This is a genomic window from Amycolatopsis rhabdoformis (genome assembly GCF_035918295.1).
In the GTDB taxonomy this organism is placed as follows: domain Bacteria; phylum Actinomycetota; class Actinomycetes; order Mycobacteriales; family Pseudonocardiaceae; genus Amycolatopsis; species Amycolatopsis rhabdoformis.
This window is the reverse complement of record NZ_CP142149.1, coordinates 3,949,030-3,973,426: the sequence shown is the minus strand read 5'-3', so window position 1 is coordinate 3,973,426 and position 24,397 is coordinate 3,949,030. Positions and strand designations below refer to the sequence as shown.

Genomic DNA, 24,397 nt, shown 5'->3' with positions numbered 1-24,397 from the left:
ACGTGGCCGGAATGCTGTTACGTGCCCGGGCCTGTCCGCATCTTGAGACCCGGAACACCTCCCGCCCCGATGCGTTGACACCAGCACGAGCCGACGGAAGGGGCAGCCATGACGGCGAGCACAGCGGACTTCACCCGGGCCTGGCAGGACTGGCGGGCGGGCCGCGAGAAGGAGCTGGCCGATCCCTACGGCTGGCTCGCGCTGGTCTCCCTCGACTGGCTGGAGGACGAGCCGCGCGCCTACCCCGGGCTGCCCGGGAAGTGGTGGCAGGACGCCGAAGCCGCCTACGTGGATCCCGACGGTGGGGACCTCGAGTACGAGGGCGCCAAGATCACGGAGACCCGGCGGATCGAGCTCGTGAACAGCGGCCCGACCACGCGGATCACGGCGGGGGCCGTCGAGATCGAGGTCGCGCGGCGGACGGGGTACCTGATTCGCGTGCACGATCCCGAGGCGCCCGTGCTGAAGGCGTTCCGGGGCGTGCCGGCGTACGAGCCCCAGGAGAACTGGGTGCTCGAAGGGCGGTTCGAGCCGTTCGACCAGCCGCGGCCGGTCACGGTGGGGGCGGTGGTCGAGGGGCTGTCCCACGTCTACACCGCGCCCGGCACAGTCCGGTTCACGCGCGACGGCACCGAACACACCCTCACCGCGTTCAACGGCCGCGACGGCGGGTTCACGATCCTCTTCACCGACGCCACCAGCGGCGTCACCACCTACGCCGCCAATCGGTCGCTCGCCGTGGGGAAGCCGGACGACACCGGGCGCGTCACGGTGGACTTCACGAGGGCGCGGAATCTGCCCTGCGCGTTCACGGATTTCGCGACGTGCCCGCTGCCGCCCGAAGGGAATCGGTTGCCGTTCGCCGTGGAGGCGGGGGAGAAGACGCCCTTCGAGCGGCAGTAGGGGCTTACTCGCCGCGGAAGGCGGGGCGGCGTTTGTCGCGGAAGGCGGCCACGCCTTCCGCGAAGTCCTTGGTGCCGAACAGGAAGGACTGCCCCGCGCGCTCCGCGGCGAACGCGTCGTCCAGCTGGGAGAGCGAAGACACAGCCAGCGCGCGCTTGGTCTGCGCGTAGGAAGCCGTGGGGCCGGAGGCGAGCCGGGTGACCACGGCGGCGACCTCGCTGTCGAAGTCGGCGTCGGGCACGACGTGGGAGATCAGGCCCCAGTCGAAGGCCTGCGGGGCCGGCACGCGTTCGGCCAGCATCGCCATGCGGGCGGCCCGCGCGCGGCCGATCGCGGCGGGCACCAGGGCGGTCGAGCCGCCGTCGGGCATCAGGCCGACGTTCGCGAACGCCAGCAGGAAGTACGCCGATTCGCGCGCCACGCACAGGTCCGCGGCCAGCGCGAAGGAGCAGCCCACGCCCACGGCCGGGCCGTTGACCGCGGCCAGCACCGGCTTCGGGATGTCCCGCATCAGGCGGGTGAGGCGGTTGGCGGCGTCGATCGTGCCGGTGTCCGGGTCGGCCTGGATGTCGTGGCCGGCGAGGTCGGCGCCGGCGCAGAAGGCGCGCCCGGCGCCGGTCAGCACGACCACGCGCACGGCCGGGTCGGCCGCCGCCTTCTCCACGGCGTCACCGGCGCGCAGCAGCATCGCGGTGGTCAGGGCGTTGAGCTGGTCCGGCCGGTCGAACACGACGCGCACCACGGCGTCGTCCTGCTCGATCCGCACTGGCGCGGTCATGAAGGCCCCTTTCAGGCAAGTCCGGCGTGCCGGCTGACGTACGCCCTCGCGCGCGTCGGGTCGTAGGTACGGGCGATCTGCAGTTTCTCCGCCTCCAGCGAGCCTTCCGCGTGCGTGGCGAGCACGGCTTGGTAGCCACCGTAGTCGCGCGCGGTGAGGTCGGCGATGAGGTTCAGCAACCGCAGCCGGGGCTCGGCCGGCACCGCGGCGGCGTAGTACTTCTCCAGCACGGCACGGATCTCCGGGTTGGCCCAGTCCTCGCCGCCGGGGCCGGTCACGAGCAGGCCGCCCGCGAGGTCCATGAGCTTCGCCGCCGCGTCGTGGAAGCCGTGCGCGAAGGTGTACTTCGCCGTGTTCACCGCCACCGGGTCGGGCTGCTGAATACCGTGCTGCCCGGGCCGCGACCGCAGCGCGGCCAGCTCCGCGAGCCCGCGCACGGTCTCGGCATACGCGATCAGCTGCGTGATCTTGTCCTTCACGTGCCCGGCTCGCGAGATGCCGTTGTACTCCGCCACCAGCGACGCGGAACCCACCAGCAGATCGAGCAGTGGCAGCTTGTAGTTGATCGCGGTGAACCGGTGGTAGTCCACGAACGCGATGGCCAGCGGTCCCGCCAGCTCCGGGCGCCGGTTGAGGAACACGCGCTCCTTCGGCACCCGCACGTCGTCGAACACCGTGAGGCTCTCGAGCATCTTGTGCTTCGACGACAGGGGAACTCGAACTCGTTGCGCTCCCCGGCGAGGTAGGGCGACACGTAGATGTTCAGCCCCGGCGTGTCCACCGGGATCGCGAACGACACGGCGTAGTCCGCGTCCTCAGGACCCATCGCGCGCGTCGGCAGCACGATCAGCTCGTCGGCGTTGGCCGAGTACGACGTGTGGCACTTCGCGCCGCGCACGGTGATCGAGTCGGCGTCCTCGGCCACGATCCGCAGGTACAGATCGGGGTCCGCCTGCTGGTGCGGCGCGAGCGACCGGTCGCCCTTCACGTCCGTCTGCGCCACGGCCAGCGCCAGGTCTTCGCGGCACACGCGCTCATGGAACGCCTTCGCGCGCTCCAGCTCTTCACCTTCGAGCGTGCGCAGCAGCGCGAACATCGCGTCGCTGCCCACCTCCTTGAGCACGATGATCCCGCCGCCCAGCCGCGACACCGTCTCGATCAGTTCGCCGCGCGCCCGAAGCTGCTCGGCCGAGCGCGGCACGCGGTAGAACGCCGAACAGCCGTCGGCCACCGCCAGCTCGGGATGCGACTGCGCGATGTCGAAGCAGTGCGCGGAGTGGTCCACCGCGAGCGTGAGCTCCGGGTGGTCGCCGACGCTGTCCACGCGCTGCCCGCGGTAGAACACGCGGCGGCCGTCGCGCAGCCCGTCGCGGTATTCCTTCGCCGTGCGCAAACCCATGTGTCGCCTGCCTTTTCGTGAGAGGTGGTCAGTTCCCGGCGGCGAGATCACGGCCGATGATCTCCTTCATGATCTCGGTCGTGCCGCCGTAGATCGTCTGGATGCGCGAGTCCACGAACGCCCGGGCCACGGGGTACTCGAGCATGTAGCCGTAGCCGCCGTGCAGTTGCACGCAGCGGTCGATCACGCGTTTCTGCAGCTCGCTGGCCCACCACTTCGCCTTCGCGGCGTCGACCGCGGTGAGCGTGCCGGCGTTGAGCCCGTGCACGCACGCGTCGAGGTAGGCCGCGGTCACGTCGCGTTCGGTGGCGATCTCGGCGAGCACGAACCGGGTGTTCTGGAAGTCGCCGATCGCCTTGCCGAACGCCTTGCGGGCGAAGCAGTATTCGCGCGTGGCGGCGAACACCGCGTCGATGCTCGCGAGGCTGCCGACGGCGATCGAGAGGCGCTCGCGCGGCAGCCGTTCCATCAGGTGCGCGAAGCCGCGGCCCTCGGTGCCGAGCAGGTTCGCGGCCGGCACCCGCGCGTCGGAGAAGAACAGCTCGGCGGTGTCCTGCGCGTGCAGTCCGACCTTGTCGAGCTTGCGCCCGCGGGTGAACCCGGGGGTGCCGGTCTCGACCACGATCAGGCTGAAGCCGCGCGAGCCCGCGGCGGGGTCGGTGCGCGCCACCACGACCACGAAATCGGCGTTCACCCCACTGGTGATGAACGTCTTCTGTCCATTCAGGACCCATTCGTCACCGTCGCGCACGGCCGTGGTGCGCACGCCCTGCAGGTCGCTGCCCGCGCCGGGCTCGGTCATCGCGATGGCGCCGATCAGCTCGCCCGAAGCCAGGCCCGGCAGCCACTTCCGCCGCTGCTCGTCGGTGCCGAGATCCTGCACGTACGGGATCAGGATGTCGTCCTGCAGCCCGAAACTCGAGTGCAGCGAAGCCGCGCCGACGCGCGCGAGCTCTTCGGCCACGACCACGCGGTAGCGGTAGTCCGGCTGCCCGGCGCCGCCGTACTCCTCGGGCACGGCCAGCCCGATCACGCCCTGCTTGCCGGCGGCGCGCCACACGTCGCGGTCGATGAGCCGGTCGGCGTCCCAGCGCTCGAGGTTCGGCACGACCTCGCGCGCGGTGAACTCCCGCACCACTTCGCGGTAGGCCTCGTGGTCGGCGGTGAACAGCTGGCGCAACACGGTGCCCCCTGCGTCGGCGAAAGTTATCTAACGATCGTTAAACACTCCCGCGGATGTCAAGCTCGCGGACGAGAGATGGGTCACTGTTTATCTAACGATCGCTAAGTTACGGTCGGACGCACCCACCGCGGGTCGAGCCGAACGAAGGAGTCCGGATGCTGCGCACGCGCTTCTGCGAGGTTTTCGGGGTGGCGCACCCCATCGTGCAAGGCGGCATGCAGTGGGTGGGCCGCGCGGAGCTCGTCGCCGCGGTCGCGAACGCGGGCGCGCTCGGGTTCCTCACCGCGCTCACGCAGCCGACGCCGGAGGACCTGGCGAAGGAGATCGTGCGCTGCCGCGAGCTCACGGACAAACCCTTCGGGGTGAACCTCACGATCCTGCCCTCGATCAACCCGCCGCCCTACGCCGAATACCGCGACGTGATCACCGGCTCGGGGGTGCCCGTGGTCGAGACCGCCGGGTTCAACCCGGCCGAGCACCTGCCCGCGTTCCGCGCGGCCGGGGTGAAGGTGCTGCACAAGTGCACCAGCGTGCGCCACGCGGTGAAGGCGCAGGCGCTGGGCGTGGACGGGGTTTCCATCGACGGCTTCGAGTGCGCCGGGCACCCCGGCGAGGACGACATCCCGGGGCTGGTGCTGATCCCGGCCGCCGCCGAGCAGATCACCATCCCGATGGTCGCCTCCGGCGGGTTCGCCGACGGCCGCGGGCTGGTCGCCGCGCTCGCGCTCGGCGCCGACGGCATCAACATGGGCACGCGGTTCCTCGCCACGGTCGAGGCGCCGGTGCACGACAACGTGAAGCAGCAGCTCGTGGCGGCGACCGAGCGCGACACCGAGCTGATCTTCCGGTCCCTGCGCAACACCGCCCGGGTGGCGTCCAACGCCACGAGCCGCGAGGTCGTCGACATCCTCGCCGGCGGCGGTACGTTCGACGACGTGCGCGACCTGGTCGCGGGCGCCCGCGGCCGCAAGGTGTACGAGACCGGCGACGTCGACCTCGGCATCTGGAGCGCGGGCGTGGTGCAGGGGCTCGTCCACGACGTGCCGACGGTCGCGGAGCTCGTGTCCCGCATCGTCGCCGAAGCACACGAGATCATCGGCGGCCGCCTGGCCGCCGTGCTGGCCTGAGGGAGGACTTCCATGGACATCTCGAACACGGTCGCGCTGGTCACCGGCGGGGCCTCGGGGCTGGGGCTCGCCACCGCGCGGGAGCTGCACAAGCGCGGCGCGAAGGTGGTCGTGATCGATCTGCCCACTTCGGACGGTGCCGCGATCGCCGAAGAGCTCGGCGGCGCGTTCGCCGCGGCCGACGTGACGAGCGAGGCCGACGTGCAGGCGGCCGTCGACACGGCCGCGGCGCTCGGCGATCTGCGGGTGGTGGTGAACTGCGCGGGCATCGGCAACGCGGTGAAGACCGTGGGCAAGAAGGGCGCCTTCCCGCTGGAGGCGTTCACGAAGGTGGTGTCGGTGAACCTGATCGGCACGTTCAACGTGATCCGGCTGGCCGCCGAGCGCATGGCGCAGGTCGAGGCGACGGGGGAGGAGCGCGGGGTCATCGTGAACACCGCGTCCGTGGCCGCGTTCGACGGTCAGGTCGGGCAGGCGGCGTACTCGGCGTCGAAGGGCGGCATCGTCGGCATGACGCTGCCGATCGCGCGCGACCTGGCGAGCCTGAAGATCCGCGTGATGACCATCGCGCCGGGCCTGTTCCACACGCCGCTGTTCGCCACGCTGCCCGACGAGGCGATCGAGTCGCTCGGCGCCCAGGTGCCGCACCCTTCGCGGCTGGGCGACCCCGTGGAGTACGCGGCGCTCGCGTGCCACATCGTGGAGAACCCGATGCTCAACGGCGAGACCATCCGGCTCGACGGCGCCATCCGCATGGCCCCGCGCTGAGCCTAGACTCGCACGGGCAAGCTTCCGGAATCGATGGGTGGAACATGGTGCGAGCGCGGGCGGCGGTGGCCGACTCGGCCGCGGCCCCGATCGAGGCGACAGGCGGTGGATCGGCGGGCGAGTCGGCGGCCGATTGGCGGCACTACGACGAGCTGGAGCTGACCCCGCTGCTCGCCGCCGCGCTCGACGCGTTCTACGAACACGGTTTCCACGGCACGTCGGTGCGCGACATCGTGCGCCGCGTCGGGCAGACCGTACCTTCGCTGTACTACCACCACGACAGTAAGGAAGGCGCCTTCGCCGCGCTGCTCGACCTGGGCACCGGCGAGGCCGTGTGGCGGGTGCAGGCCGCGGCGGCCGACGCCGGCGCACCGCGTGAGCAGCTGGTGAACGTGGTCGAGGCCGTGGTGCTGCACATGACCCACCGCACGCGCCTGGCCGCGCTCGACCTGGAGCTGCGGCACCTCTCGCCCGAGTCGCGCAAGCGCTACGCCGCGCGGCGCAAGGAGATCGAGACCGTGCTGACCGGGATCATCGAACGCGGCGCGAGCGAGGGCGTGTTCACCGCGGCCCACCCGGAGGAGACCGTGCGGGCGGTGCTGGGCATGTGCCAGTCGATCGCGCGCTGGTACCAGCCCGGCGGCCCGCTGCGGCCCGAAGAGCTCGCCGAGCGGTACGTGGACCTCACGCTGCGCACGGTCGGCGCGAAACCGGTCAAGCGCAAGCGCTGACGCGACTCACGGACGCGGGGCGGCCTCGCGGTAGAGCGTGCGCCAGACGACCTCGGTCATCGAGTCGGCCAGCTCGCCGTCCTCGGACTCCGGGGTGAAGCGCAGTGTCTGGTGGCAGGTGCGTTCGACCATCCAGGTGAGCGCGGAAGCGGTCTGGCGCACCGGCATCGGCGAGATCGTGCCGTCGGCCTGGCCGCGTTCGATGATGGCGGCGATGGCGTCGACCAGGCCGTCCATGATGCCGCGGTAGAGCTCGTCGACCTCGGAGTCGTAGGCCGCCATCTCGATCACGGCATAGAGCACCGAGCGGTGGCGGCGGTAGCGCACGATGATCTCCGAGAGGGAGGCGCGCAGGTCTTCGGGGTCGCGCGCGTCGGCGCTGTCCCACCAGCGTTTCGCCGCTTCGGTGAGGTCGGCGAACACGTGCTGCGCGAACAGCCGCAGCAGCTGGCCCTTGTCCTCGAAGTAGACGTAGAACGTCGCGCGCGAGACCCCGGCTTCCGAGGCGAGCCGGTCGACGCTCAGCTCGGTGAACGTGAGTCCCTCGCCCATGAGGCGCTCGGTGGCCTCCAGCAGCTGGTGGCCGAGCGACTCCCGGCGCTGCTGTTTCCGCGCGGTCTGGGGCTTGCGGGTCACCGACGGCATCCAGCCTCCTTGTCCTCGCCTTCACCCTACCGGCTCGCGGCCCGAATTGACTGGACACTGAATCTAGACATACTGTCTTGACAACATGTGAGCTGGGCCATACGCTCAACTTAACGAACGCTAGATAGCTCTCCCGAGGTCACCGCCGACCGGTTTCGGGCGCCCCGCGCTCCGGTCGGCTTCCCGTCCGGTTCCCGTGCAGGAGCGTCCATGTACCCCGGTGTCCACGCCGCGCAGTTCCCCGACAAGCCCGCCGTCGTCGTGGCGGGCGGCGAGGTGCTCACGTACGGGCAGCTGGAGGAGCGCTCGACCCGGCTGGCGCGCTACCTGCACGACGCGGGCCTGCGTCGCGGTGACCACGTCGCGCTGCTGTCGGGAAATGACCCGAAAGTGTTCGAGGTCTACTGGGCGGCGCTGCGGTCCGGGCTCTACATCACGGCGGTGAACCGGCACCTCTCGCCGGCCGAGGTCGCCTACATCGTGGCCGACTGCGGCGCCGAGGCGCTGATCGTGTCCGCCGGGCTCGCCGACGTGGCCGAAGCCGTGGTCGCCGACACGCCGGACGTGCGGATCCGCCTGGCGTACCGCGGAAACGTGCCCGGGTACGAGTCCTATGAGGACGCGCTGGCGAGCGTTTCGGCCGAGCCGCTGCCGGAGCAGCCGCGCGGCATGGACATGCTCTACTCGTCGGGCACCACCGGCCGGCCGAAGGGCATCAAGCCGCCGCTGCCCGAGCGTCAGGTCCACGAGCCGGGCGACGTCTACACCGCGGTGTTCGGCCCCCTGTACGGGTTCGGCCCCGACACGGTCTACCTCTCGCCCGCGCCGGTCTACCACGCGGCGCCGCTGCGTTTCGGCGGTGTGGTGCAGGCGCTGGGCGGCACGGTGGTGCTGATGGAGAAGTTCGACGCCGAGCAAGCGCTTTCCGCGATCGAGCGCCACCGCGTCACACACAGCCAGTGGGTGCCGACGATGTTCGTGCGCATGCTCAAGCTGCCCGAGGAAGCGCGCACGAAGTACGACCTGTCGAGCCAGCGCGTCGCCGTGCACGCGGCCGCGCCGTGCCCGGTCGAGGTCAAGCACGCGATGATCGACTGGTGGGGCCCGATCCTGCACGAGTACTACTCGTCGACCGAGGGCAGCGGGATCACCTTCATCGACAGCGAGCAGTGGCTGCGGAAGCCGGGCTCGGTCGGGCGCGTCGGCGTCGGCGTGCTGCGCATCTGCGGCGACGACGGGCAGGAGCTGCCGACCGGCAGCATCGGCACGGTCTACTTCGAGCGCGACGCGATGCCGTTCGCCTACCACAACGACCCGGGCAAGACCGCCGACGCGCAGCACCCCGCGCACCCGACGTGGACCACGACCGGGGACATCGGCTACGTCGACGAGGACGGATACCTGTTCCTCACCGACCGCAAGGCGTTCATGATCATCTCCGGCGGGGTGAACATCTACCCGCAGGAGATCGAAAACGCGCTGACCCTGCACCCGAAGGTGCTCGACGTCGCCGTGGTCGGCGTACCCGACCCGGAGATGGGCGAGGCCGTGCAGGCGTTCGTGGAGCCCGCGGGCGAGGCCGGCGCCGGGCTCGGCGACGAGCTGCGCGACTACCTGCGCGAGCGCATCGCGCACTACAAGGTGCCGCGGGCCTTCACGTTCGTGGACCGGCTGCCCCGCACTCCCACCGGAAAGCTCGTCAAGGGCGAGCTCAACCGCTGACCGACCCCCGACATCCCCGGACCCGAGACTCCAGCGAGGAGCTGACCCATGCAGATCAAGGCCGCGGTGCTGCGCGCCGCCGACGGGCCGTACCTGATCGAGGACGTCGAACTGCCCGCCCCGGGCGCGGACCAGGTGCTGGTGCGCATCGCGGGTGCCGGGCTGTGCCACACGGACCTGTTGCCCCGCGCGCCCGGCTTCATGGCCGCGCCGCCGATCATCACCGGCCACGAGGGTTCGGGGATCGTGGAGGCCGTCGGTGCCGACGTGACGAGCCTGGCGCCCGGTGACCACGTGGTGCTGTCGTTCGACTTCTGCGGTCACTGCGCCAACTGCGTGGCCGGGCACCCGTCGTACTGCGAGACCTTCTTCCCGCGCAACCTCAGCGGCCACGACCCGGACGGCGAGCAGGCCGTGCTCGACGCCGCCGGTGAGGCGGTGGCCGCCCGCTGGTTCGGGCAGTCGTCGTTCGCCACGCACTCGGTGGTCGCCGCGCGTAACGCGGTGAAGGTCGACCCGGAGCTGCCGCTGGAGCTGCTCGGCCCGCTGGGCTGCGGCATCCAGACGGGTGCGGCCTCAGTGTTCACCGCGCTCGGCGTGCGGCCCGGCACGAGCATCGTGGTGTTCGGCGCCGGTGGCGTGGGCCTGTCCGCGGTGATGGCCGCGCGCGTCGCCGGTGCCACTCGGATCGTCGCGGTGGACCTCAACCCGCGCCGGCTCGAGCTGGCGAAGGAGCTCGGTGCCACGCACACCGTCGACGGCGGCGCACCGGACCTGGTCGAGCAGCTGCTCGCGGCCACCGGCGGCGCGCAGTACACCCTGGACACCACCGGCGTGCCGTCGGTGATCACCACCGCGATCGCGGTGCTGCGGCCCACCGGCACGTGCGGGCTGGTCGGGGTGCAGCAGGGCGACCTGGTGATCGACCCGACGGCGCTGGCCGTGGGCCGCAACGTGATGGGCATCCTCGAAGGCGACGCCGTGCCGCAGGTGATGATCCCGCGGCTGATCGAACTGTGGCGCCAGGGGCGCTTCCCGTTCGACCGCCTCGTGGAGACGTTCCCGTTCGAAGAGATCAACGAAGCCGAGCAGGCGAGCCTGAAGGGCGAGGTCGTGAAGCCCGTCCTGGTTCCCGCCGCGCGGAAGGGATGAGCACGTGAAGATCGTGGTGGACCGGGCCCGCTGCACCGGGCTGGGGATCTGCGAGTCGTTCGCGCCCGAGGTGTTCGAGGTGGACGACAACGGCGACCTGGTGCTGTCGGCCGAGACCGTGCCCGAGGGCCTCGAGTCCGAAGTGGAGCGAGCCGTGACGGGCTGCCCGACCGAGGCGTTGAGGCTGCAGCCGTGACCCGGCTCGTGGTGGTCGGTGCGTCCCTGGCCGGGTTGCGCGCCGTGGAGGGCGCGCGCAAGGCCGGGTTCACCGGATCCGTCACGCTGGTCGGCGCCGAGGAACACCTGCCGTATGACCGGCCGCCGCTGTCGAAGGCGTTCCTCGACGGCCCGGTCGCCGCGCCGGTGTTCCGCGAGGAAACCGTGCTGCGTGAGGACCTCGGGGTCGAGCTCGTGCTCGGCACCCGCGCGCACGCCCTCGACGCCGGCCGGCGCGTGGTGCACGCCGGCGACCGCGAGATCCCCTACGACGGCCTGGTGATCGCCACCGGCGCGACCGCCCGCACGCTGCCCGGCACGAGCCACCTCGCCGGCGTGCACACGTTGCGCACCCTCGAAGACGCGCTCGCCGTGCGGACCGCGCTCGACGAGGGCGCTCGCACGGTGGTGATCGGCGCCGGGTTCATCGGTTCGGAAGTGGCTTCCGCGGCCCGCAAACGCGGCCTGCCGGTGACCGTGGTCGAAGCCGCGCCGACACCGTTGACCCGCGCGATCGGGGCGATGGGCGAGCCGTGTTCGGACCTGCACCGCGCCCACGGCACCGACTTGCGCTGTGGGATCGGGGTGACCGGCGTCGAAGGCACCGGCCACGTCGAGCGCGTGCGGCTGGCCGACGGCACGCTGCTCGACGCCGACCTGGTCGTGGTCGGCGCGGGTGCGGTGCCGGCCACGGACTGGCTGGCGGGCAGCGGCGTGACCCTCGACAACGGCGTGGTGTGCGACGAGACGCTGGCGACCGGACTGCCCGGGGTCTACGCCGCCGGTGACGTCGCGCGGTGGGAGAACCCGCTGTTCGGCCGGTCCATGCGCCTCGAGCACTGGAGCAGCGCCGCGGAGCAGGGGGCCGCGGCGGGCGTGGCGGCGGCGCTGCCGGGCGCGGCCAAGCCGTACGAGACCGTGCCGTACTTCTGGTCCGACTGGTACGACACCCGCATCCAGTTCGCCGGCGTGCCCGACGCCGACGAGATCCGCGTGGTGCTCGGCGACCCGGACGAGGGCCGGTTCGTCGCGCTGTACCGCACCGGCGAGCGCCTCACCGGCGTGCTCGCGGTGAACAAGCAGCGGGAGATCATGAAGTTCCGCGCCCTCATCGCGCGCCGCACCGACTGGTCCGGCGCGCTCGACTTCGCCGCCCGGCGGCGGGAACCCGTGTCCGAAGGAGTGCGCTGATGCACGAGCACGAATCCCTCTACCTCGACGGCGCGTGGGTGCGCCCGGCCGGCGGCGCCACGCTGGCCGTGATCTCACCCGACACCGAGGAACGCATCGGCACGGTGCCGGTGGCGGGGGAGTCCGAAGTGGACGCCGCGGTCGCCGCCGCGGGCCGCGCGCTGCGGGCGCCGGAGTGGGCCGGGCTCAGCCCCGAGCAGCGCTCCGGGCTGCTGCTCGGGTTCGCCGCGGAGCTGGAGAAGAACGCGGGCGAGCGGGCCGCGCTCACCACGATCCAGAACGGCATGCCGATCAGCATCGCCACCGCCGCCGAGGGGGCCGGCCCGGTCGGGATCCTGCAGTACTTCGCGATGCTGGGCGCGCAGCCGGCCGAGGAACGCCGGACCCGGCCCGACGGCCGCGGCGTCACGGTCGTGCGCAAGGAACCCGTCGGCGTGGTCGCGATCGTGGTGCCGTGGAACTTCCCGCAGGTGCTCACCATGTTCAAGCTCGCGCCCGCGCTGGCGGCCGGCTGCACCGTGGTGCTCAAGCCCTCGCCCGAGACCACGCTGGACGCGCTGGAACTGGCCGCCACGGCCGAGCGCGCGGGCCTGCCCGCCGGCGTGCTCAACGTCGTGACCGGCGGCGCGGACCTCGGTGCCTACCTCGTGGCCCACCCCGGCGTGCAGAAGGTCGCGTTCACCGGATCGACGGCCGCGGGCCGCAAGATCGGCGAGGTGTGCGGGCGTCTGCTGCGCCCGGTCACGCTGGAGCTGGGCGGAAAGTCGGCCGCGATCGTGCTCGACGACGCCGACCTCGCCACCACCGTGCAGGGCCTCGCCACGAGCAGCCTGCTCAACACCGGCCAGACCTGTTACCTGTCCACGCGGATCCTCGCGCCGCGGGCCCGTCACGACGAGGTGCTCGCCGCGGTGTCCGGGCTGGCGTCGGCGCTCACGATCGGCGACCCGCTCGACCCCGCCACGCACCTCGGCCCGCTCGTGAGCGACCGGCAGCGGCAGAAGGTCGAGCAGTACGTGGCGCTCGGCAAGGACTCCGGCGCCACGCTCGCGGCCGGCGGCGGGCGTCCCGACCGCGACCGCGGCTGGTACGTGCAGCCGACCGTGTTCGGCGGCGTCGACAACGGCAGCCGCCTCGCCCGGGAGGAGATCTTCGGCCCGGTGCTCACGGTGATCCCGTACGACGGCGTGGACGAAGCCGTCGCGCTCGCCAACGACTCCGACTACGGACTCGGCGGCACCATCTGGACCACCGACGTGGAGAAGGGCCTCGACGTCGCGCGCCGCGTGGAAAGCGGCAGCGTCGGCGTGAACTTCTACGACCTCGACGTGAACGCGCCGTTCGGCGGCGTGAAGGCCAGCGGCGTCGGCCGCGAGCTCGGACCCGAGGGGCTGGCCGCCTACCAGCAGCTCAAGTCCATCTACCTGGGACAGGAGATCTCCGCATGACCGCCATCGTGACCCCGCAGCGTGAGTACGACGAGATCGACCTCTCGTCGCGCGCCTTCTGGGCGACGCGCGCCGCCGACCGCGAGCGCAGTTTCGCCGCGCTGCGCGCCGACCGGCCCGTGTCCTGGCACCGGCCGGTGGAGGACGCGCTGATGGAGGACCCCGAGGACCCGGGGTACTGGGCCGTGGTCCGCCACGCCGACATCGTGGACGTGAGCCGGCGCAGCGACGTGTTCGTGTCGGGCCAGGGCGTGATGTTCGAGAACATCCCCGAGGAGATGCTCGAGGCGTCGCAGTCGTTCCTGGCGATGGACGCGCCGCGGCACACGAAGATCCGCAAGCTCGTGAGCGCCGCGTTCACGCCGAAGCAGGTGCGGCGCATCGAAGAGCAGATCAAGGCCAACGCGCGCGACATCGTGCGCGAGCTGGCCGACGCGGGCAGTGGCGCCGACTTCGTGAAGCAGTGCTCGGGCCAGCTGCCGATCCGCACGCTCTCGGACATGGTCGGCATCCCCGAGTCGCACCGGGAGAGCGTGGCGCACGCCGCCGACGCGTCGGTGTCCTGGGCCGACCCGATCTACCTCGCCGGCCGCGACCCGATCGACATGATCTTCGAAGCGCAGATGACGCTGCACGGCGTGGCGTTCGAGATGGCCGAGCACCGCCGCGCGCACCCGGCCGAGGACCTGATGAGCAACCTCGTGCAGGCCGAAGTGGACGGTGAAAGCCTCACCGACGAAGAGATCGCGGCGTTTTTCGTGCTGCTCTCGGTGGCCGGCAACGACACCACCCGCCAGACCACGAGCCACACGCTGAAAGCGCTCACCGACTTCCCCGAGCAGCGCGAGTGGCTGATGGCCGACTTCGACGGGCGCATCGGCACCGCGCTCGAGGAGTTCGTGCGCTGGGCCTCGCCGGTGATGACCTTCCGCCGCACGGCCGTGGCCGACTTCGAGCTCGGCGGGCAGCAGATCAGTGTCGGCGAGAAGGTGGTGATGTTCTACGCGTCCGGCAACTTCGATCCCGACGTGTTCGAGCAGCCCGGCCGCTTCGACCTGAGCCGCAGCCCCAACCCGCACGTGAGCTTCGGCGGCGGGGGCGCGCACTTCTGTCTCGGCAACCAGGTCGCGAAGGCCCAGCTGCGCGCGCTGTTCGGCGAACTGCTGAGCACGCTGCCGACCATCACCGCCGGCGAGCCCGACTACCTGGCCGGCAACTTCGTGCACGCCGTGCGCGCCATGCCCTGCTTCTTCTGAAGACCTGCCGAGAACACCTCCCGAACAGACCGGAGACCAGCCATGCCCGCGTTCAGCAAGCCCGAAGAGATCTACCACTACATCGGCGGCATCTTCGAAGCCGCGTTCGCCGACGCCGACCTGTCCGCCAAGCTCGCCGGCACGGGACTGGTACTGAAGATGGTGTGTACCAACCCCGAGTCCGCGCTGCTCATCGACACGCAGAACCGCCGCGTGACCGGCGACGCGTTCGACGCGCCGGCCGACGCGACCATGACGATGGACAGCGAGGTCGCCAACGGCTACTGGCAGGGCAAGGTGAACCTCACGTTCGCCATGGCCCGCGGCAAGGTCAAAGTGGACGGTCCCGTGTCGAAGCTGATCAAGCTCGCGCCCCTGTCGAAGAAGCTCTTCCCCGTGTACGTGGAAAAGCTGCGCGCCGACGGGCGCGAGGACCTGATCGTCGGCTGAGCCGGGAAGGGCGAGCACAACGGTGGGTGCGGAAGTCGTCGTCGAGGGCCTGACGAAGTCGTTCGGGCGCCAGACGATCTGGCGGGACGTGACCCTCACCCTGCCCCCGGGTGAGGTGTCCGTCCTGCTGGGTCCTTCGGGAACCGGCAAGTCGGTGTTCCTCAAGTCGCTGATCGGGTTGCTCAAGCCCGACCGCGGCCGGTGCGTGGTCGACGGGGTCGACGTGGTCACCTGCTCGGAGCACCGGCTGTACGAGGTGCGCAAGCTGTTCGGGGTGCTGTTCCAGGACGGCGCGCTGTTCGGCTCGATGACCTTGTTCGACAACATCGCGTTCCCGCTGCGAGAGCACACGCGCAAGTCTGAGACCGAGATCCGGCGGATCGTGCACGAGAAGCTGGAGCTCACGGGTCTCGCGGGCGCCGACCGCAAGCTGCCCGGCGAGATCTCCGGCGGCATGCGCAAACGCGCCGGGCTGGCCCGCGCGCTCGTGCTCGACCCGCAGATCGTGCTCGTGGACGAACCCGACTCGGGCCTCGACCCGGTGCGCACGAGCTACATCTCGCAGCTGTTCCTCGACGTGAACGCCCGGAGCGACGCGACGTTCCTCATCGTCACGCACAACATCAACCTCGCCAGGACCGTGCCCGACAACCTCGGCATGCTCTTCCGCCGCGAGCTCGTGCTGTTCGGCCCGCGCGAGGTGCTGCTGACCAGCGAAGAGCCGGTGGTGCGGCAGTTCCTCAACGGCCGGATGGACGGGCCGATCGGGATGAGCGAGGAGAAGGACTCGGCGACCATGGCGGCCGAACGCGCGAAGTTCGCCGCCGGGCACCACGACGGTGGCGTCGAGGAGGTCGTGGGCATTCCGCCGCAGATGCAGCCTGCGCCCGGCCTGCCGCCGCGCCCGGGGGAGGCCCGGCGCAAGGACCGCGTGCTGCGGCTCCTGCCGACCCTGCCGGAGGCGGCGCAGGACGGGATCCTCGCGTCGCTGACTCCGGAAGAACGTCGCCGGTACGGCGTGGACCGTGTGCCCGGCTCGGATCGCGTTGATCACGGTCGGCACCGTGTCGAGGAGGTCTCGTGAGCACCATCTGGACGTTCCCGGGTTCCCGCGCGTTCGGCCACACCGGCCGGATGTTCGCCCTCGGCCTCGACGTGTTGCGGCTCGTGCCGCGCCGGCCGTTCCAGACGCGCGAGTTCCTCGGCCAGTTCTGGTTCATCGCCAGTGTGTCGATCCTGCCGAGCGCGCTGGTGGCCATCCCGTTCGGCGCGGTGATCGCGTTGCAGCTCGGTTCGTTGACGAAACAGCTGGGCGCGCAGTCGTTCACGGGTGCGGCCGGCGTGCTGGCCACGGTGCAGCAGGCCGCGCCGATCGTGACCGCGCTGATCATCGCCGGTGCCGGAGGAAGCGCTGTCTGCGCGGACCTCGGCGCCCGCACCATCCGCGAAGAGATCGACGCGATGAAGGTGCTCGGCGTCTCGCCGATCCAGCGCCTGGTGGTGCCGCGCGTGCTGGCCATGGTCGGCGTCGCGGTGCTGCTCAACGGTCTCGTGAGCATCGTCGGCGTGGCCGGCGGTTACGTGTTCAACGTCTTCCTCCAGGACGGCACGCCCGGTGCGTACCTGGCGAGCTTCAACGCGCTGGCCCAGCTGCCCGACCTGTGGGTGAGCGAGCTCAAGGCGTTCATCTTCGGGTTCACCGCCGGGATCGTGGCCTGCTACCGCGGGCTGCACCCCTCGGGCGGGCCGAAGGGGGTGGGCGACGCGGTGAACCAGGCTGTGGTCATCACCTTCCTGCTGCTGTACTTCGCCAACTTCGTGATCACCACGATCTACCTGCAGGTCGTTCCCGCGAAGGGGAGCTGATGACGACCACCACGCGCGCGTTGCGCGAAGACTTCCTCGGCCTGGCCGGCGCTCCCGTGCGCTCGCTCGACCGGCACGGCGACGAGCTGTGGTTCTACTTGCGGGCGCTGCTGTGGACACCGCGCACGCTGCGCCGCTATCCGCGCGAGATCACGCGCCTGCTGTCGGAGGTCAGCTTCGGCACCGGCGCGCTGGCAGTGATCGGCGGCACGGTGGGCGTGATGATGGCGCTGAGCCTGTTCGTCGGCACCGTCGTCGGCCTGCAGGGTTACGCGGCCCTGAACCAGATCGGCACCGCCGCGTTCACCGGGTTCGTGTCCGCGTACTTCAACACGCGTGAGATCGCGCCGCTGGTCGCGGGCATCGCGCTGTCGGCCACGGTCGGGTCCGGGTTCACCGCGCAGCTGGGCGCGATGCGGATCTCGGAGGAGATCGACGCGCTCGAGGTGATGGGCATCCCGAGCCTGCCGTTCCTCGTCACCGCGCGGATGATCGCCGGGTTCGTGGCGATCATCCCGCTGTACGCGCTGGGCCTGCTGAGCTCGTACGTCGCCTCGCGGGAGATCACCGTGGTCCTCAACGGACAATCAGCCGGTACCTATGACCATTACTTCGACCTGTTCCTGCCACCCGGCGACGTGCTGTGGTCCTTCGGCAAGGTGCTCGTGTTCGCCGTGGTGCTCATCCTGATCCACTGCTACCACGGGTACACGGCCAACGGCGGGCCCGCGGGAGTGGGCGTGGCCGTGGGCAAGGCGGTGCGCAGCGCGATCGTGACGGTGGTCGTGCTGAACTTCTTCCTCAGCCTGGCGATCTGGGGCACCACCACGACCGTGCGGATCGCGGGATGACCACCGAACGCGGGCGCCTGCCCGCCGTGCCCCGCCGCCTGATGGGGCTCACCTACTTCGCCGCGATCCTCGCCTTCCTGGGCCTCACGATCGCCGCCTACGACAAGGTGTTCACCTCCGTGACCACCGTGACGCTGCGCGCGGGACACATCGGCAACCAGCTCACCCGGCTCGCCGACGTGAAGCTGCGCGGCGTCCTGGTGGGGGAGGTGCGCGACATCACCACCGCCGGCGACGGCACCACGCTCACGCTGGCGCTCGACCCGCACCAGGCCACGCTGATCCCGGCCGACGTGACCGCGCGGCTGCTGCCGAAGACGCTCTTCGGCGAGCGCTACGTGGACCTCGTCGAGCCGCCGCACCCGGCGAGCGCGCGCCTTTCGGAAGGCGCGGTGATCCACCAGGACACCAGCGCCGAGGCCGTCGAGCTCAACCAGATCCTCGACAAGCTGATGCCGGTGCTGCAAGCCGTGCAGCCGCAGAAGCTCTCGACCACGCTCAACGCGGTGTCCGACGCGCTCGACGGCCGCGGCGAGCAGCTCGGGCAGACGTTGTCGCGGCTCGGCGACTACGTGCGGCAGATCAACCCGTCGGTGCCGGACCTCACCGCCGACCTCGCCGCCCTGCCCGGTGTCGCGGACACCTACGAGCAGGCGGCGCCGGACCTGCTGAACGCGTTGAGCGACCTTACGACGACGACGAAAACGATTGCGCAGCAGCAGGACGCGTTGCGCTCGTTGTTCTCCGACCTCACCACCACGGGGCTGGACCTGCGTGATTTCCTCGCCGCCAACAAGGACAACCTGATCCGCGTCACGAGCGATTCGCGTCCGACGCTGGACCTGCTGGAGCGCTACGCCCCCGAGTACCCGTGCCTGACCCGGCAGCTGGCGGACTTCGGCCCGAAGCTCGACGACGTGTGGGGCGGCGCGGCCGGTGACCACAAGCTGCACCTCACGATCGAGATCGCCAACAGCCGCGGCAAGTACGTGCCGGGCCGGGACACGCCGGCCTACGACGACCACCGGGGGCCGCGCTGCTACTCGGTGCCGGCGGGGGAGAAGGCGCCGCAGTACCCCGAGGGCCGGCCGATCCAGGACGGTTCGGCGGCCGTCGGCGGGGGTGGCGCTTCGCTGGCCAACTCGGGTGCCGAGCAGCAGCTGCTGTCCGCGCTGCTCGCGCCGCAGCTCGGCGTGCCGCAGACCGACGTGCCGTCGTGGAGCTCGCTGCTCGTCGGCCCGCTCTACCGGGGAACGGAGGTGACCGTCCGATGAGGAGCCTCACGCCGACGCTGCTCAAGATCGCCGTGTTCGTCACGGTCACCGTGCTCGCCACGGCGCTGCTGGCGTTCACGATCGGCAACATCACCTTCTCGAGCGAGGCCACCTACCGCGCGGTGTTCTCCGACGTGACCGCGCTCAACGCCGGTGACGACGTGCGGATCAACGGTGTGCGCGTGGGCTCGGTGTCCGAGATCGGGATCACCGGGCGGAAGCTGGCGCTCGTGGAGTTCACCGTGGACAGTCGCCGCAAGCTGCCGGTGGACGTGCGTGCCGAGATCAAGTACCGCAACCTGGTGGGGCAGCGCTACGTCGCGCTCGAACGCGATTCCGCCGCGCCCGGCCCGGCGCTGGCGGCCGACGCGACCATCCCGCTCGCGCACACCACGTCGGCGCTCAACCTCACCGTTCTGTTCAACGGGTTCAAGCCGCTCTTCCAGGCGCTCTCGCCCGACGACGTGAACAGCCTGTCCTACGAGCTGATCCAGGTCCTGCAGGGCGAGGGCGGCACCATCACCTCGCTGCTGCAGCACACCGCTTCGCTCGCGACCACGATCGCCGGCAAGGACGAGGTGATCGGCCGCGTGATCGACAACCTGAACTCGGTGCTCGACACGGTCACCAGCCACGGTGACCAGCTCTCCGGGCTGGTCACGACCGTGCAGCAGCTGGTGTCCGGCCTGGCCGCCGACCGCAAGCCGATCGGCGACTCGGTGAGCGCGCTCGCCGACGTGAGCACCTCGGTGTCCGGGCTGCTGGCTCAGGGCCGCGACCCGTTGAAGCAGGACATCGCCGGTCTCGGTTCACTCGCGGCGAACCTGAACCAGGGGCAGGACCTCGTGCAGCAGTTCCTGAAGCAGCTGCCGGTGAACGCCGCCAAGATCACGCCGACCGCGACCTACGGGTCGTGGTTCAACTTCTACGCCTGCCAGGTCACCGGCCAGGTCGGCCTCAGCTCGCTCGACGTGGAGGTGCCCGTGCTGCCGGTGCCGACGACCCAGCAGCCGCAGAGGTGCACGCGGTGAAGGCCTTCGAAGAACGCCACCCGGTGCCGATCGGCATCGTCGGAGTGGTCGTGATCCTGCTCGGCAGCCTCGCCGCGTACTTCTACGAGGACCTGCCGGTGATCGGCGACGGCACGCGCTACGCTGCCGAGTTCTCCGAGGCGGCCGGGCTGACCTCCGGTGACGAGGTGCGCATCGCCGGCGTGAAGGTCGGTGCGGTGAAGGACGTTTCGCTGGAGCACGACCACGTGCGCGTCGCGTTCACGGCCAAGGACGCGTGGGTGGGTGACCAGACGTCGGCGTCGATCCAGATCAAGACGCTGCTGGGCCAGAAGTACCTCGCGCTCGACCCCGAGGGCACGGCGCCGCTCGATCCCGACGTGGTGATCCCGCGCTCGCGCACGGTGTCGCCCTACGACGTGACCACGGCCGTCGAGCACCTGTCCGACACCGTCGGGCAGATCGACACGCAGCAGCTGGCGCAGAGCTTCACCACGATCTCCGACGCCTTTCGCGGCACGCCGGAATCGCTGAAGGAAGCCCTGGGCGGGCTCTCCGCGCTGTCGCAGACGGTGTCCTCGCGCAACCAGCAGCTCGCCGCGCTGCTGGCGAGCACGCGTGAGGTGAGCGGCATCCTCGCCGATCGCGACGAGCAGTTCCAGAAGCTGCTGTCCGACGGCAACCTGCTGTTGAGCGAGATCCAGGCCCGCGAGCAGGCGATCGCCGCGCTGCTCTCGGGCGCGCAGGCGCTGGCCGTGCAGGTGAGCGGGCTGGTGCAGGACAACGAGGCGCAGCTGAAGCCCGCGCTCACGCAGCTGAACCAGGTGACCACGCTGCTCAAGAACAACCAGGACAACCTCGCGGCCGGACTGCGCAACCTCGCGCCGTTCTACCGGGTCTTCACCAACACCCTGGGCAACGGCCGCTGGTTCGACACCTACGCGTGCGGCGTGGTCCCGCCGAACGTGAACCTCGATCTCCTCGTCGTGAACCCGGAGGGCTGCCTGCCCGCCGGGACCAACTCCGGCGTGCCGGGAGGGAACTGATGGGTTTCGTCGGTGCCGTGCGGCGGCACGCCTTCCGCTACGCCGTGGTCGCCGTCGTGCTGGGGCTCGTGGCCGCGACCGGCCTGTGGTGGCTCTCGTCGCGCTCGGGCGAGCGGCAGTTCATCGCCTACTTCGCGCGGGCCATCGGGGTGTACCCGGGCAACGACGTGCGCGTGCTCGGGGTGAAGGTGGGCAGCGTCGAGAGCGTGACGCCGCGGCCGGCGGACGTGCAGGTGGTGCTTTCGGTGTCCGGCGACGTCGAGGTGCCCGCGGGGGCGCGCGCGGTCGTGGTCGCGCCGAGCCTGGTCGCCGACCGGTACGTGCAGCTCACGCCCGTGTACCTGGGCGGTCCGCAGCTGGCCGACGGTGCGGTGATCCCGCGCGAGCGCACCGTGACCCCGGCCGAGATCGACCAGCTGTACCAGAGCCTCGACCAGCTGAGCACCGCGCTCGGGCCGAAGGGCGCCAACTCCGGCGGCGCGCTGTCCGACGTGCTCGACACCGCCGCGAAGAACCTCGACGGCACCGGCGAGACGATCAACCAGACGCTGCACGACCTCAGCGGCCTGAGCAAAACGTTGTCGGACAACAGCGGCGACCTGTTCAGCACCGTGGACAACCTGCAGAAGTTCACCACCACCCTGGCCCGCAGCGACGGCCAGTTCCGGGAGCTGACCGGCCGCTTGTCCGACGCGTCGCGCTTCCTGGCCGGGCAGAAGGACCAGCTGGCGGCGGCGTTGTCCACGCTGGGCGGAGCGCTCGACCGGGTGCGCGCGTTCATCCAGGACAACCGCGCCGGGATCAAGTCCAATGTGGACAACCTGGCGGCCGTGACGCAGGTGCTCTCGGACCAGCGCGCCTCGCTCGCGGAGATCCTGGACGTGGCGCCGCTGGCGTTGAACAACCTGGTGAACGCCTACAACGAGACCAGTGGCACGCTCGACGCGCGGCTCGACATCAACGAGCTGACCTCACCGCCGCTGGTCACCGTGTGCAGGCTCGTGCGGCAGAGCACCCCGAAGCAGCTCCCGGCCACGCTCGCCGACGCGTGTGACCAGCTGGCGCCGATCCTCAACGGGGTGGTACCGCTGCCGTCGGGCGCGCAGGTGCTCAACGGCCTGCAGACCGGGAACCTGCCGCTGCCGCTCGTCACCGCCGGAGGGACCCGATGAACCGGATGCGCGTGCTGGCCCTGGGCTCGGTCTGCCTGCTGGTGTCCGGCTGCGGCGCGGGCGACTACTCCGGCCTGTACGACGCGCCGTTGCCCGGCGGCGCCGACGCCGGCGACCACCCGTACCACGTCACCGTGCAGTTCCCCGACGTGCTCGACCTCGTGCCGCACGCGGCGCTGAAGGTGGACGACGTGCCGGTGGGCAGCGTCGACTCCGTCGACCTCGGCGACGACGGCTGGACCGTGCAGGTGCGCCTCACCGTGAACGGCGACGTGCACCTGCCGGCCAACGCCGACGCGCAGCTGGTGCAGTCGAGCCTGCTGGGGGAGAAGTACGTGGCGCTTTCCCCGCCGGCCACCGGGAAACCGGCCGGCGCGCTCGCCGACGGCGCCGTGATCACGGCCGACCGCACCAACCGCTACCCCGAGGTGGAGGAGGTGCTCGGCGCGCTGTCGCTGCTGCTCAACGGCGGGGGTGTGGAGCAGATCCGCACCATCAGCCAGGAGCTGACCAAGGCGCTCAAGGGCAACGAGGGCGAGCTGCGCGGCCTGCTGTCCAGTGTGGACTCCCTCGTGTCCGCATTGGACGCCCAGCGCGGCACGATCGTGCGCGCGCTCGACGGCCTCGACCGTCTGGCGACGACGTTGAAGGGCCAGCGCGACAACCTCGGTCGCGCGCTGTCGGACCTCGGCCCCGGGCTGCAGGTGCTGGAGCAGGAGCGGGGTCAGCTCGTGGGGATGCTGCAGGCGCTCACCTCGCTGTCGGGTGTCACGGTGGACACCGTGCAGCGCAGTCAAGCCGACCTCGTCGCCGACCTGCGTGCGCTGGCGCCGACGCTGGATCAGCTCACGAAAACCGGGCAGGACATCCCGCGCAGCCTCGACTACCTGCTCACGTTCCCGTTCAACACCAAGTCGCTCGACGCGATCCGCGGCGACTACACCAACTTCACCGCCAAGGTGGACCTGGACCTCGACTCGGTGCTGCCGAACATCCTCGGCGCGCCGCGGCTGCCGGTCTCGGTGCTGGGTTCGCTGCCGCCGGGCTCGCCGGTGCTGCCGTTGCCGGGCACGGCCGTTCCGGCGGGCCCCTCGACGCCGCCGCAGCAGCCGGGCGCGCCGGGTCTCGGCGGCGTGCTCGGCGCGATCCTGGGAGGGCTGTAGATGCTGACGCGGGCCACGCGGGTGAAGATCCTCGCGTTCGTGGTGCTTTCCGTGCTGACCGTCGGCTACGTCGGCGTGCGCTACGCCGGGCTGGGCCGCTTCTTCGGCGCGCACGGCGCCACCGTGCACCTCGAACTGACCGACTCCGGCGGCATCTACCCCGACGCCGACGTGACCTACCGCGGCGTGACCGTGGGCAAGGTCGGCGCCGTGCGGCTCGGCGCGCAGGGCGGCACGGAGGCCGACCTCGTGCTCGACCGCGACGCGCCACCGGTGCCGGCCGACGTGGAGGCGGCGGTGGCCAACCGCTCCGCCGTGGGCGAGCAGTACGTGGACCTGGTGCCACGCACCGGTTCCGGCCCGTTCCTGGGCGACGGCTCGGTGATCGCCGCGCGCGACACGCGGACGCCGGTGCCGACCGAGCAGCTGCTCGACCACGTCGAGGCCCTCGCCGGCAGTGTGCCGACGGATCAGCTGCGCACGGTGGTCGACGAGCTGGACACCGCGTTGTCCGGCTCCGCCGCCCCCGATCTGCGGCAGCTGCTGGACTCGACGGACACGTTCACCGCGGCCGCCCTGGACCACGTGGACACCACCCGGCAGCTGCTGTCGAGCGCGCGGGTCGTGCTGGACACACAGAACGCGCAATCCGCGCAGATCAAGGACTTCTCCGCGAACCTGCGCGTGCTGGCGGCCCAGCTGAAGTCCTCCGACGGCGACCTGCGCCACCTCATCACGGCCGCTCCGCAGGCCGCGCAGCAGATCGACGCCGTGCTCACCGAGACCGGCCCGCAGCTGAGCGTGCTGCTCGCCAACCTGCTCACCACGGCCGACGTGCTCGCCCCGCGCCGCGACGGCATCGAGGACATCCTCGTGTCCTACCCCCAGCTCATGACCCTCGCCAACACCGTCGTCCCCGGCGACGGCACCGCCCACCTCGGCCTGGTGCTCAACTTCTTCGACCCGTACGTGTGCACGCGCGGCTACGAGAACACCGTCCGCCGGCCGGCCGATCAGGTCGCCCAGGCGCCGGCGAACACCACGGC

General features: G+C 71.0%; 24 protein-coding genes and 1 pseudogene. 20 read left to right on the top strand and 5 right to left on the bottom strand.

The window, feature by feature from the left end:
- Positions 1–108 precede the first annotated feature (108 nt).
- Positions 109–903, top strand: coding sequence for a DUF1684 domain-containing protein (locus VSH64_RS18070; protein WP_326836780.1), 795 nt, complete (start codon positions 109–111; stop codon positions 901–903).
- Between the two features lie 4 nt (positions 904–907).
- On the opposite strand, the gene VSH64_RS18065 is transcribed toward VSH64_RS18070, so the two are convergent.
- The 4 genes from VSH64_RS18065 to VSH64_RS18050 are packed head-to-tail and all read right to left on the bottom strand — an operon-like array spanning position 908 to position 4,263.
- Positions 908–1,681, bottom strand: a complete 774-nt coding sequence (locus VSH64_RS18065; protein WP_326836779.1) for an enoyl-CoA hydratase — start codon at positions 1,679–1,681, stop codon at positions 908–910.
- 11 nt (positions 1,682–1,692) lie between these two features.
- Entirely contained in the window at positions 1,693–2,271 is a 579-nt protein-coding gene (locus tag VSH64_RS18060; protein ID WP_407655655.1) for a 4-hydroxyphenylacetate 3-hydroxylase C-terminal domain-containing protein, read from the bottom strand.
- Positions 2,157–3,080: a 4-hydroxyphenylacetate 3-hydroxylase N-terminal domain-containing protein gene (locus VSH64_RS18055; RefSeq protein ID WP_326836777.1), complete on the bottom strand. Its 924-nt coding sequence runs from the start codon at positions 3,078–3,080 to the stop codon at positions 2,157–2,159. The genes VSH64_RS18060 and VSH64_RS18055 overlap by 115 nt, the downstream gene beginning before the upstream one ends.
- A 28-nt stretch (positions 3,081–3,108) precedes the next feature.
- On the bottom strand, positions 3,109–4,263 hold the full coding sequence (locus VSH64_RS18050; protein WP_326836776.1) for an acyl-CoA dehydrogenase family protein: 1,155 nt from the start codon (positions 4,261–4,263) through the stop codon (positions 3,109–3,111).
- Positions 4,264–4,418: 155 nt separating this feature from the next.
- Between VSH64_RS18050 and VSH64_RS18045 the strand changes: the two genes are divergently transcribed.
- Genes VSH64_RS18045 through VSH64_RS18035 form a run of 3 tightly spaced genes read left to right on the top strand, consistent with a single transcriptional unit; the run spans position 4,419 to position 6,889 of the window.
- Complete coding sequence (locus tag VSH64_RS18045) at positions 4,419–5,390, top strand: NAD(P)H-dependent flavin oxidoreductase (protein ID WP_326836775.1); 972 nt, start codon at positions 4,419–4,421, stop codon at positions 5,388–5,390.
- 12 nt (positions 5,391–5,402) lie between these two features.
- Complete coding sequence (locus VSH64_RS18040; RefSeq protein ID WP_326836774.1) at positions 5,403–6,158, top strand: 3-hydroxyacyl-CoA dehydrogenase; 756 nt, start codon at positions 5,403–5,405, stop codon at positions 6,156–6,158.
- Between the two features lie 44 nt (positions 6,159–6,202).
- On the top strand, positions 6,203–6,889 hold the full coding sequence (locus VSH64_RS18035; RefSeq protein WP_326836773.1) for a TetR/AcrR family transcriptional regulator: 687 nt from the start codon (positions 6,203–6,205) through the stop codon (positions 6,887–6,889).
- 6 nt (positions 6,890–6,895) lie between these two features.
- On the opposite strand, the gene VSH64_RS18030 is transcribed toward VSH64_RS18035, so the two are convergent.
- Entirely contained in the window at positions 6,896–7,534 is a 639-nt protein-coding gene (locus tag VSH64_RS18030) for a TetR/AcrR family transcriptional regulator (protein ID WP_326836772.1), read from the bottom strand.
- A 210-nt stretch (positions 7,535–7,744) separates the two neighbouring features.
- Here VSH64_RS18030 and VSH64_RS18025 point away from each other — a divergent pair, with 210 nt between their 5' ends.
- From VSH64_RS18025 to VSH64_RS17950, 16 genes and pseudogenes are all read left to right on the top strand, one after another.
- Positions 7,745–9,256 (top strand): acyl-CoA synthetase, encoded by a 1,512-nt coding sequence (locus VSH64_RS18025; RefSeq protein WP_326836771.1) that lies wholly within the window; start codon positions 7,745–7,747, stop codon positions 9,254–9,256.
- 48 nt (positions 9,257–9,304) lie between these two features.
- Positions 9,305–10,408 carry an NAD(P)-dependent alcohol dehydrogenase gene (locus tag VSH64_RS18020; RefSeq protein WP_326836770.1) on the top strand — a complete coding sequence of 368 codons (1,104 nt, stop codon included), beginning with the start codon at positions 9,305–9,307 and terminating at the stop codon, positions 10,406–10,408.
- Between the two features lie 4 nt (positions 10,409–10,412).
- Positions 10,413–10,604, top strand: a complete 192-nt coding sequence (locus tag VSH64_RS18015; RefSeq protein ID WP_326836769.1) for a ferredoxin — start codon at positions 10,413–10,415, stop codon at positions 10,602–10,604.
- Positions 10,601–11,815: an NAD(P)/FAD-dependent oxidoreductase gene (locus tag VSH64_RS18010; protein ID WP_326836768.1), complete on the top strand. Its 1,215-nt coding sequence runs from the start codon at positions 10,601–10,603 to the stop codon at positions 11,813–11,815. Before VSH64_RS18015 ends, VSH64_RS18010 begins: the two co-directional genes overlap by 4 nt.
- Positions 11,815–13,263: an aldehyde dehydrogenase gene (locus VSH64_RS18005; protein WP_326836767.1), complete on the top strand. Its 1,449-nt coding sequence runs from the start codon at positions 11,815–11,817 to the stop codon at positions 13,261–13,263. Before VSH64_RS18010 ends, VSH64_RS18005 begins: the two co-directional genes overlap by 1 nt.
- Positions 13,260–14,519, top strand: a complete 1,260-nt coding sequence (locus VSH64_RS18000) for a cytochrome P450 (protein ID WP_326836766.1) — start codon at positions 13,260–13,262, stop codon at positions 14,517–14,519. Before VSH64_RS18005 ends, VSH64_RS18000 begins: the two co-directional genes overlap by 4 nt.
- 42 nt (positions 14,520–14,561) lie before the next feature.
- Entirely contained in the window at positions 14,562–14,969 is a 408-nt protein-coding gene (locus VSH64_RS17995; RefSeq protein WP_326836765.1) for an SCP2 sterol-binding domain-containing protein, read from the top strand.
- 22 nt (positions 14,970–14,991) lie between these two features.
- Positions 14,992–16,053: an ABC transporter ATP-binding protein gene (locus VSH64_RS17990; RefSeq protein WP_326836764.1), complete on the top strand. Its 1,062-nt coding sequence runs from the start codon at positions 14,992–14,994 to the stop codon at positions 16,051–16,053.
- Positions 16,054–16,103: 50 nt separating this feature from the next.
- The gene (locus VSH64_RS17985) at positions 16,104–16,835 is read left to right on the top strand and encodes an MlaE family ABC transporter permease (RefSeq protein WP_326837974.1); all 732 of its coding nucleotides are present in this window, start codon (positions 16,104–16,106) and stop codon (positions 16,833–16,835) included.
- Positions 16,835–17,686 carry an MlaE family ABC transporter permease gene (locus VSH64_RS17980; RefSeq protein WP_326836763.1) on the top strand — a complete coding sequence of 284 codons (852 nt, stop codon included), beginning with the start codon at positions 16,835–16,837 and terminating at the stop codon, positions 17,684–17,686. Before VSH64_RS17985 ends, VSH64_RS17980 begins: the two co-directional genes overlap by 1 nt.
- The gene (locus VSH64_RS17975) at positions 17,683–18,960 is read left to right on the top strand and encodes an MCE family protein (RefSeq protein WP_326836762.1); all 1,278 of its coding nucleotides are present in this window, start codon (positions 17,683–17,685) and stop codon (positions 18,958–18,960) included. Before VSH64_RS17980 ends, VSH64_RS17975 begins: the two co-directional genes overlap by 4 nt.
- Positions 18,957–19,991 (top strand): MCE family protein, encoded by a 1,035-nt coding sequence (locus VSH64_RS17970; RefSeq protein ID WP_326836761.1) that lies wholly within the window; start codon positions 18,957–18,959, stop codon positions 19,989–19,991. The genes VSH64_RS17975 and VSH64_RS17970 overlap by 4 nt, the downstream gene beginning before the upstream one ends.
- Positions 19,988–21,016: an MCE family protein gene (locus VSH64_RS17965; protein WP_326836760.1), complete on the top strand. Its 1,029-nt coding sequence runs from the start codon at positions 19,988–19,990 to the stop codon at positions 21,014–21,016. The genes VSH64_RS17970 and VSH64_RS17965 overlap by 4 nt, the downstream gene beginning before the upstream one ends.
- Entirely contained in the window at positions 21,016–22,188 is a 1,173-nt protein-coding gene (locus tag VSH64_RS17960) for an MCE family protein (RefSeq protein ID WP_326836759.1), read from the top strand. Before VSH64_RS17965 ends, VSH64_RS17960 begins: the two co-directional genes overlap by 1 nt.
- On the top strand, positions 22,185–23,351 hold the full coding sequence (locus VSH64_RS17955) for an MCE family protein (RefSeq protein ID WP_326836758.1): 1,167 nt from the start codon (positions 22,185–22,187) through the stop codon (positions 23,349–23,351). Before VSH64_RS17960 ends, VSH64_RS17955 begins: the two co-directional genes overlap by 4 nt.
- Positions 23,352–24,269: pseudogene (locus VSH64_RS17950) on the top strand (MCE family protein); the annotation flags it as partial.
- Positions 24,270–24,397: the final 128 nt, after the last annotated feature.

Coding starts and splice junctions, on each gene's coding strand:
- VSH64_RS18070 (WP_326836780.1), top strand. CDS start 109: ATGACGGCGAGCACAGCGGACTTCACCCGGGCCTGGCAGGACTGGCGG.
- VSH64_RS18065 (WP_326836779.1), bottom strand. CDS start 1,681: ATGACCGCGCCAGTGCGGATCGAGCAGGACGACGCCGTGGTGCGCGTC.
- VSH64_RS18055 (WP_326836777.1), bottom strand. CDS start 3,080: ATGGGTTTGCGCACGGCGAAGGAATACCGCGACGGGCTGCGCGACGGC.
- VSH64_RS18045 (WP_326836775.1), top strand. CDS start 4,419: ATGCTGCGCACGCGCTTCTGCGAGGTTTTCGGGGTGGCGCACCCCATC.
- VSH64_RS18040 (WP_326836774.1), top strand. CDS start 5,403: ATGGACATCTCGAACACGGTCGCGCTGGTCACCGGCGGGGCCTCGGGG.
- VSH64_RS18035 (WP_326836773.1), top strand. CDS start 6,203: ATGGTGCGAGCGCGGGCGGCGGTGGCCGACTCGGCCGCGGCCCCGATC.
- VSH64_RS18030 (WP_326836772.1), bottom strand. CDS start 7,534: ATGCCGTCGGTGACCCGCAAGCCCCAGACCGCGCGGAAACAGCAGCGC.
- VSH64_RS18025 (WP_326836771.1), top strand. CDS start 7,745: ATGTACCCCGGTGTCCACGCCGCGCAGTTCCCCGACAAGCCCGCCGTC.
- VSH64_RS18020 (WP_326836770.1), top strand. CDS start 9,305: ATGCAGATCAAGGCCGCGGTGCTGCGCGCCGCCGACGGGCCGTACCTG.
- VSH64_RS18005 (WP_326836767.1), top strand. CDS start 11,815: ATGCACGAGCACGAATCCCTCTACCTCGACGGCGCGTGGGTGCGCCCG.
- VSH64_RS18000 (WP_326836766.1), top strand. CDS start 13,260: ATGACCGCCATCGTGACCCCGCAGCGTGAGTACGACGAGATCGACCTC.
- VSH64_RS17995 (WP_326836765.1), top strand. CDS start 14,562: ATGCCCGCGTTCAGCAAGCCCGAAGAGATCTACCACTACATCGGCGGC.
- VSH64_RS17985 (WP_326837974.1), top strand. CDS start 16,104: ATGTTCGCCCTCGGCCTCGACGTGTTGCGGCTCGTGCCGCGCCGGCCG.
- VSH64_RS17980 (WP_326836763.1), top strand. CDS start 16,835: ATGACGACCACCACGCGCGCGTTGCGCGAAGACTTCCTCGGCCTGGCC.
- VSH64_RS17975 (WP_326836762.1), top strand. CDS start 17,683: ATGACCACCGAACGCGGGCGCCTGCCCGCCGTGCCCCGCCGCCTGATG.
- VSH64_RS17970 (WP_326836761.1), top strand. CDS start 18,957: ATGAGGAGCCTCACGCCGACGCTGCTCAAGATCGCCGTGTTCGTCACG.
- VSH64_RS17960 (WP_326836759.1), top strand. CDS start 21,016: ATGGGTTTCGTCGGTGCCGTGCGGCGGCACGCCTTCCGCTACGCCGTG.
- VSH64_RS17955 (WP_326836758.1), top strand. CDS start 22,185: ATGAACCGGATGCGCGTGCTGGCCCTGGGCTCGGTCTGCCTGCTGGTG.